Source organism: Kitasatospora sp. NPDC058965 (genome assembly GCF_042741245.1).
Taxonomy (GTDB): domain Bacteria; phylum Actinomycetota; class Actinomycetes; order Streptomycetales; family Streptomycetaceae; genus Kitasatospora.
Map to the genome: position 1 here is coordinate 1 of NZ_JBHYKG010000398.1, position 6,831 is coordinate 6,831.

Below are 6,831 nucleotides of genomic sequence, written 5' to 3' on the forward strand. Positions count from 1 at the left end.
GCCGGCCGGCCGTGCTGCCCCGGCCGGCCCGCGGCCACCGGGTGCGCCGGGCGTGCCGTGCGGCTGGCGCGGCACCGCGGCACCGCGGCCGTAGCCCGGGGAGCCGTACCCGTACTCCTCCTCGCCGGCACCGTCCCAGCCCGGCAGCTCCATCGGCTGGGTCGCCTCCGGGTCGGCCAGGCCGACCGAGGACCCGCCCACCGAGGCGCCCAGCACCGCCGCGCCGGCCGGCGACGGCACCGTGTTCAACCGCACCGCGTCCAGCAGCTGACTGGCCGCCAGGTCACCGGGGGCCGCCTGGCCGCTCCAGGTCACCGCGGTGACCCGGCCCTTGCGCCGCGGCGCACCGGACCGCACCCGCCCGCTGCCGTCCGCCACTCCTGCCCGGACCAGACCGGGCCGCCCGCCGTAACTGTGCGAGGCGTACGGCCGGCCGAAGGCGTCCGCGAACGGCGCGGCCAGCACCGGCGGCGCGTCGATCATCGGCGCCACCGGGTCCGGCAGCCGGAGCCGGAAACTGACCTGGGTACTGCTCAGGCGGGCCGGATCGCTCGGCACCTTGACGGTGCTGAGGCCGGGTTCCGCCTCTATGGCTGCTCCGCCCAGCCCTGGGCGCCGACGTGTTCTGGTGTCCACGCCCCTCTAACCGGGTGACACGGCGTTAGGACACTCTCCCGGGTGCAACTCCCGGGCGTGGCTGACGGATGCGGTCACTCTCGCGCGCGATCGCGATCGGCCCGGTCGGAGCCGACCAGAAGCACGCCGAACCCGGTCAACTGTCAGCGCCGCCCGGCCGGCTGCACTAGGGCCTCCGTGGCGCCCACCCGGTCCCCCGGGGGGCGCCCACCCGGCCCCCAGCCCGCTAGCCCGCCCAGCCCTGGCCCCACCCGGCCGCTAGCCCTGCCGGGCCCGCAGCCGGGCCGCCTCGTAGAGCACGATGCCCGCCGCCACACCGGCGTTGAGCGACTCGGTCCGACCCGGCATCGGGATCCGCACCAGCAGGTCGCAGGTCTCCGCGACCAGCCGGGAGAGCCCCTTGCCCTCGCTGCCCGCCACGATCGCCACCGGCCCGGTCAGCGCGTCCAGGTCGCCGATCTCCGCCTCGCCGTCCGCCGCCAGGCCGACCACCATCAGGCCCGCCTTCTGGTAGGCCTCCAGCGCGCGGGTCAGGTTGGTGGCGCGGGCCACCTGCAGCCGGGCCGCGGCACCGGAGGAGGTCTTCCAGGCACCGGCGGTCATGCCGGCCGCCCGGCGCTCCGGGATCACCACGCCGTGCGCGCCGAACGCGGCCGCCGAGCGGACCACGGCACCGAGGTTGCGCGAGTCGGTGACCCCGTCCAGCACCATGACCAGCGCGTCCTCGCCCTGGTCCGCGGCCAGCGCCAGCAGGTCGTCCGGGTGCGCGTACTCGTAGGGCGGCACCTGGAGCACCAGGCCCTGGTGGTTGAGCCCGCCGGTCATCTGGTCCAGCTGCGGGCGCGGCGCCTCCATCAGCGGGATGCCGCGCTCGTTGGCGGCGTGGAAGGCCTCGCGCACCCGGTCGTCGGTGTCGATGAACTGCATCACGTACAGCGCCGTGGCCGGCACCCCGCCCTGCAGCGCCTCGACCACCGAGTTGCGGCCGACCACCAGCTCGGCGGCGCCCGCGCCACCGCGCCCGCCGCGGCCGCCACCGCCGGACCGGCGCATGCCGGCCCGGGCCTTGGCGTCCCGCTCGCGCTTCACCGCGGCGTTGGCGGCCCGCTGCTTGGGGTGCCCCTTGCGCGCCTCACCGGGCGGGGTCGGACCCTTGCCCTGCAGGGCCTTCCGGCTGTGGCCGCCGGTACCGACACTCGCGCCCTTCTTCGATCCGGGGTTGCGGCGGTTCCTGCGCTGGCTGTTGCCGGCCATGGCTGTACTTCCTGTCTCTTCTCTTGCCGAACTGCGGTCTGCGTCATGCCGAAGGGCCGTACTCCTGGAGAGTACGGCCCAGCGGCGCCCCTCGCGCGGGCTCGGGGCTACTGGTCCTCGCGCCGGAGCGCGGGGCCACTGGTCCCTCGCGCCGGAGCGCGGGTCACTGCTTGTCGAGCGTCCAGCGCGGGCCGGACGGGGTGTCCTCGATCGCGAGCCCGGACTGGCCGAGCTGGTCGCGGATGGCGTCCGCGCTCGCGTAGTCCTTGCGGGCCCGGGCCGCCTCGCGCTGCTCCAGCACCAGGCGCACCAGCGAGTCGACCACGCCGTGCAGGTCCTCGCCGCCGTCGCCGCCGGACCACATCGGGTCCAGCGGGTCCAGGCCCAGCACCCCGAGCATCGCACGGACCTCGGCGAGGCGGGCCGCCGCGCTCTCCTTGTCGTCCGCCGTCAGCGCGCTGTTGCCCTGGCGCACGGCGGTGTGCAGCACGGCCAGCGCCTGCGGCACCCCGAGGTCGTCGTCCATCGCCTCGGCGAAGGCCGGCGGCACCTCGGCGGCCGGCTCCACCGGGCCGCACAGCTCGACCACCCGCTGGATGAAGCCCTCGATCCGGGTGAAGGAGGCGTCCGCCTCGGCGATCGCCTCCTCGCTGTACTCGATCATCGAGCGGTAGTGCGGGGCGGCCAGGTAGTAGCGCAGCACGATCGGGCGCCAGCGCTGCACCATCTCCGAGATCAGCACCGAGTTGCCGAGCGACTTGCTCATCTTCTCGCCGCTCATGGTGACCCAGGCGTTGTGCATCCAGAAGTTGGCGAAGTCGTCGCCGAAGGCCTTGGACTGGGCGATCTCGTTCTCGTGGTGCGGGAAGATCAGGTCCAGCCCGCCGCCGTGGATGTCGAAGGCGCTGCCCAGGTACTTGTGCACCATCGCGGAGCACTCCAGGTGCCAGCCCGGCCGGCCCCGGCCCCACGGGGTGGTCCAGCTCGGCTCGCCCGGCTTGGCGGCCTTCCACATCGCGAAGTCGCGCGGGTCCCGCTTGCCGGTCTCGCCCTCGCCCTCGGGCTGGCGCAGGTTCTCCAACTGCTGGTTGGAGAGCTCCAGGTAGCCGGGGTAGGACTTGACGTCGAAGTAGACGTTGCCGTCGGCCGCGTAGGCGTGGCCCTTGGCGATGAGCGCCTGCATCATGTCGATCATCTCGGGCACGTGCCCGGTGGCGCGCGGCTCCACGGTCGGCGGCAGGCAGCCCAGCGCCTCGTAACCCTCGTTGAAGGCACGCTCGTTGGCGTAGGCGATCTGCCACCACGGCACGCCGAGCTCGTGCTCCTTCTTGATCACCTTGTCGTCGATGTCGGTGACGTTGCGGACGAAGGTGACGTCGAGGCCGCGGTGGGTCAGCCAGCGGCGGAGCACGTCGAAGTTGAGGTTGGACCGGATGTGCCCGATGTGCGGGGCGGCCTGCACGGTCGCGCCGCACAGGTAGATCGAGACGCAGCCCGGTACAAGCGGGACGAAGTCGCGTACCTGGCGGGCGTTGGTGTCGTACAGGCGAAGGCTCACAGCGACCAGCGTAGTGGGCGTGGGCGGTCCCCAACGACGTTTCGTACGCCCACTTCGCCGGTCGCCCGCCGCCCGTCGTCAGCCGCGCGGGTAGACCAGGGCGGTGGCCAGCCCGACCAGGCCCTCGCCCCGACCGGTCATGCCCAGCCCGTCGGTGGTGGCCGCCGAGAGCGAGACCGGCGCACCGGCCGCCGCCGAGAGCACCTTCTCCGCCTCCTCGCGCCGGGTGCCGATCCGCGGCTTGAGCCCGATCACCTGGACGGCGATGTTGCCGATCTCGAACCCGGCCGCGCGCACGATCCGGGCCGCCTCGGCGAGCAGGGTGACCCCGGCCGCGCCGGCCCACTCCGGCCGCCCGGTGCCGAAGTGCGTGCCCAGGTCGCCCAGGCCGGCGGCCGAGAAGATCGCGTTGCACGCCGCGTGCGCCGCGACGTCCCCGTCCGAGTGGCCGGCCAGCCCCTGCTCGTGGCCCTCCCAGTGCAGCCCGCCGACCCACAGCGGCACCCCGTCGGCGAAGGCGTGCACGTCGGTACCGATTCCGACCCGGGGGATGACCGGCATGACGACTGACTCCGCTCCAGCAGCTGACGACGGGACGAGGGTTGACGACGGGACGGCGGACGCCGCCGGGGACGCGGCCGACGACGGGTCAGAAGCCATCGGAGGCCCTCCGGCGCGCCAGCACGGCCTCGGCCAGCACCAGGTCCAGCGGTCGGGTCACCTTGAACGCCTCCTCGTGGCCGGGCACCACGACCACCTGGCCGCCGTACCACTCCACCAGCCCGGCGTCGTCGGTCACCGCGGGGCCCGCGCCGGCGGCCGCCTCGGCCTCCGCCTTGGCGTGCACCTCGGCCAGCAGCTCGCGCCGGAACCCCTGCGGGGTCTGCACCGCGCGCAGCGTGGACCGGTCCGGGGTGTCCAGCACCGGCTCCGGCTGCCCGGGCTCGCCCGGGGTGACGCGCTTCACCGTGTCGGCCAGCGGCACCGCCGGCACCACGGCCGGCGCACCGCCGCGGACCGCGGCCACCACGGCGTCCACCACCTCGACCGGGACCAGCGGACGGGCCGCGTCGTGCACCAGGACGATCCCGGTCTGCTCCGGGATCGCCGCCAGGCCGAGCCGGACCGACTCCTGCCGGGTCGCCCCGCCGGCCACCACCCGCACGTCCTTGCCGTCCAGCCCGTGGCTGTCCAGCAGCGAGACCACCTCGGCCACCCCGTCCGGCGGGGCCGCCACCACGACCAGGCCGACCGCCCGGCTGCGGGCCAGCGCGCGCACCGCGTGCACCAGCAGCGGCGCGCCGCCGAGCTCGCGCAACGCCTTCGGCGCCCCGGGCCCGAGCCGCTCGCCGCGCCCGGCGGCGGGAACCACGGCTGCTGCGACTACTCCTGTGGTGTTCAGGTTTCACTCCTTCGGCGAAGTGGGTATGGCCCAGGCGTACCCGTCAGACGGTGCACCGGACCCCTTCCAACCCCGGCGCCGCCTCTCGGGTACCGGTGTGTCCGCTCTGTTGCGACCCCACGCTACGAGCAGCAGGCGGCACTCGTCACTCGGGCAACGTCGGACAGTGCGTCACTTCACCGGTGCGACAGCACCACGTCACCAGCGCGTCGGCTCCGCGCTGCGCCGGAACCGGCCCCGGGCATGCCGCAGCGCCCGGAATCGCCACCGCACCACCGGAACCGCGCGGGTCCGGGAGTGCCGCAGCGCCGGGCGCTGTGCATCGGTACTGTGCATCGTGAAGGCAGAGCGGGCGAACGGCCGCTCTTACGAGGCTACGAGGCGAGCACCTCGTCGAGCAGCGTCTCCGCCTTGTCCTCGTTGGTGTTCTCGGCGAGCGCCAGCTCGCTGACCAGGATCTGCCGGGCCTTGGCGAGCATCCGCTTCTCGCCCGCCGACAGACCGCGCTCGCGCTCGCGACGCCACAGGTCGCGGACGACCTCGGCGACCTTGATCACGTCACCCGACGCGAGCTTCTCGAGGTTCGCCTTGTAGCGGCGAGACCAGTTGGTGGGCTCTTCGGTGTACGGCGCGCGCAGCACCTCGAAGACCCGGTCCAGACCCTCCTGGCCGACCACGTCACGCACGCCTACGAACTCCGCGTTCTCCGCGGGGACGCGCAACGTGAGGTCTCCCTGCTGAACCTTCAGCACCAGGTAGGTCTTGTCCACACCTTTGATCTGGCGAATTTCGATGGCCTCGATGAGTGCAGCCCCGTGATGGGGGTAGACCACCGTGTCGCCAACCTTGAACGTCATGTGACAGGACCCCTTCCGTGGCTTTCCAGAATAACACGCTTTTCCGTCCACCCGAAGGGCGTTTTCGCAGGTCAGGGCGGGTCTCGGGGCTTGACAACCACCCCTGCGACGTGCTGCGACCACCCCGCCGAGGGGGCTTCCCGCAGGTCGGAGGGCCTACCCGCGCTCCGCGAAACGGTGCGCAACGACCCGGAAACGAGCATTCGATCTTGAAGTCGTCACCGGATATTCACCGTTTCCCGATCGTGATCTGATCTACGGGTGCTTCCGGAACCATCGGTACCGCCTGACGGGTGGGCGGGACGGCGCGACACGGGCCCACCCCGTGAGGGCCGGATAAGTGCGGTCGGTACGCTGGGCGCTGACATACCGACACGCGATCAAGGAGATGCCGCCGCCGTGAGCCGCAGCCTTCGACGCGGTGGCACTGCCGCCATCGTTCTCGCCCTCGCCGCCGTTTCGCTCTCCGCCTGTTCGGCCGGGACGAGCGCGGAGTCCGTGCAGGTCAAGCCGAACAGCCCGGCCACCTCGCTCGGCCCGAACCTGAAGCTGAACGCGATCAACGTGGTCGTCGGCCCCACCCAGACCAGCGGTCAGACCGGCCCGGCCAACGTCACGCTGAACATCAGCAACACCGGCTCCGCCCCGGAGACCCTGCAAGCCGTGACGATCAACGGCACCAGCGCCACCTTCCAGGACGCCTCCGGTGCGGCGCTGTCCGGCGGCATCGTGATCCCGGCCGGCGGTGCGGTCGCGATCGGCAGCAACGGCCAGCCCTCCGCGCGGGTCGGCTCGGTGGCGCTGCCGGTGGGCGGCTTCACGCCGGCCTCCTTCTCCTTCACCACCGCGGGCAAGGTCGACACCACCGCCCAGGTCTACCCGGCCGTCGGCGCCTACGCGAGCTACGGCCCGCAGAGCGCCGCGCCGAGCGCCCCGGCGAGCGGCTCGGCCGCCGCCTCGGCCCCGGCCTCCGCGCCCGCGAGCGGCTCCGCCAGCCCGGCCGCACCGGCGAGCGGCTCGGCCTCGGCCGCCGCGTCGACCTCGGCCTCGGCCGGCGCCTCCACGAGCGCGAGCGCCTCGGCGCACTGATGCACCCGTGCTCGGGGGCGTGCGCGCCCCCGAGC

6 protein-coding genes and 1 pseudogene are annotated in these 6,831 nt (G+C 73.5%); 1 reads left to right on the forward strand and 6 read right to left on the reverse strand.

Annotated elements, in window-relative coordinates; translation table 11 throughout:
• The 6 genes and pseudogenes from ACFW1A_RS36750 to ACFW1A_RS36775 form a co-directional block, all read right to left on the reverse strand.
• Window positions 1-558 (reverse strand): annotated as a pseudogene (locus ACFW1A_RS36750) (hypothetical protein); the annotation flags it as partial.
• A gap of 336 nt (window positions 559-894) precedes the next feature.
• Window positions 895-1,890 (reverse strand): 23S rRNA (guanosine(2251)-2'-O)-methyltransferase RlmB, encoded by a 996-nt coding sequence (gene rlmB / locus ACFW1A_RS36755; RefSeq protein ID WP_380417306.1) that lies wholly within the window; start codon window positions 1,888-1,890, stop codon window positions 895-897.
• Between the two features lie 163 nt (window positions 1,891-2,053).
• Window positions 2,054-3,448, reverse strand: a complete 1,395-nt coding sequence (cysS, locus tag ACFW1A_RS36760; RefSeq protein WP_380417308.1) for a cysteine--tRNA ligase — start codon at window positions 3,446-3,448, stop codon at window positions 2,054-2,056.
• Between the two features lie 78 nt (window positions 3,449-3,526).
• Complete coding sequence (gene ispF / locus ACFW1A_RS36765) at window positions 3,527-4,009, reverse strand: 2-C-methyl-D-erythritol 2,4-cyclodiphosphate synthase (RefSeq protein ID WP_380417310.1); 483 nt, start codon at window positions 4,007-4,009, stop codon at window positions 3,527-3,529.
• A gap of 88 nt (window positions 4,010-4,097) precedes the next feature.
• Window positions 4,098-4,820, reverse strand: coding sequence for a 2-C-methyl-D-erythritol 4-phosphate cytidylyltransferase (gene ispD / locus ACFW1A_RS36770; protein ID WP_380417313.1), 723 nt, complete (start codon window positions 4,818-4,820; stop codon window positions 4,098-4,100).
• A gap of 404 nt (window positions 4,821-5,224) precedes the next feature.
• Entirely contained in the window at window positions 5,225-5,707 is a 483-nt protein-coding gene (locus ACFW1A_RS36775; RefSeq protein ID WP_030244332.1) for a CarD family transcriptional regulator, read from the reverse strand.
• Window positions 5,708-6,106: 399 nt separating this feature from the next.
• Here ACFW1A_RS36775 and ACFW1A_RS36780 point away from each other — a divergent pair, with 399 nt between their 5' ends.
• On the forward strand, window positions 6,107-6,796 hold the full coding sequence (locus ACFW1A_RS36780) for a DUF461 domain-containing protein (RefSeq protein ID WP_380417315.1): 690 nt from the start codon (window positions 6,107-6,109) through the stop codon (window positions 6,794-6,796).
• Window positions 6,797-6,831 lie beyond the last annotated feature (35 nt).

Bases quoted from the DNA above. Each gene is read 5' to 3' on its own strand.
- rlmB (WP_380417306.1), bottom strand. From the start codon at position 1,890: ATGGCCGGCAACAGCCAGCGCAGGAACCGCCGCAACCCCGGATCGAAG.
- ispF (WP_380417310.1), bottom strand. From the start codon at position 4,009: ATGCCGGTCATCCCCCGGGTCGGAATCGGTACCGACGTGCACGCCTTC.
- ACFW1A_RS36775 (WP_030244332.1), bottom strand. From the start codon at position 5,707: ATGACGTTCAAGGTTGGCGACACGGTGGTCTACCCCCATCACGGGGCT.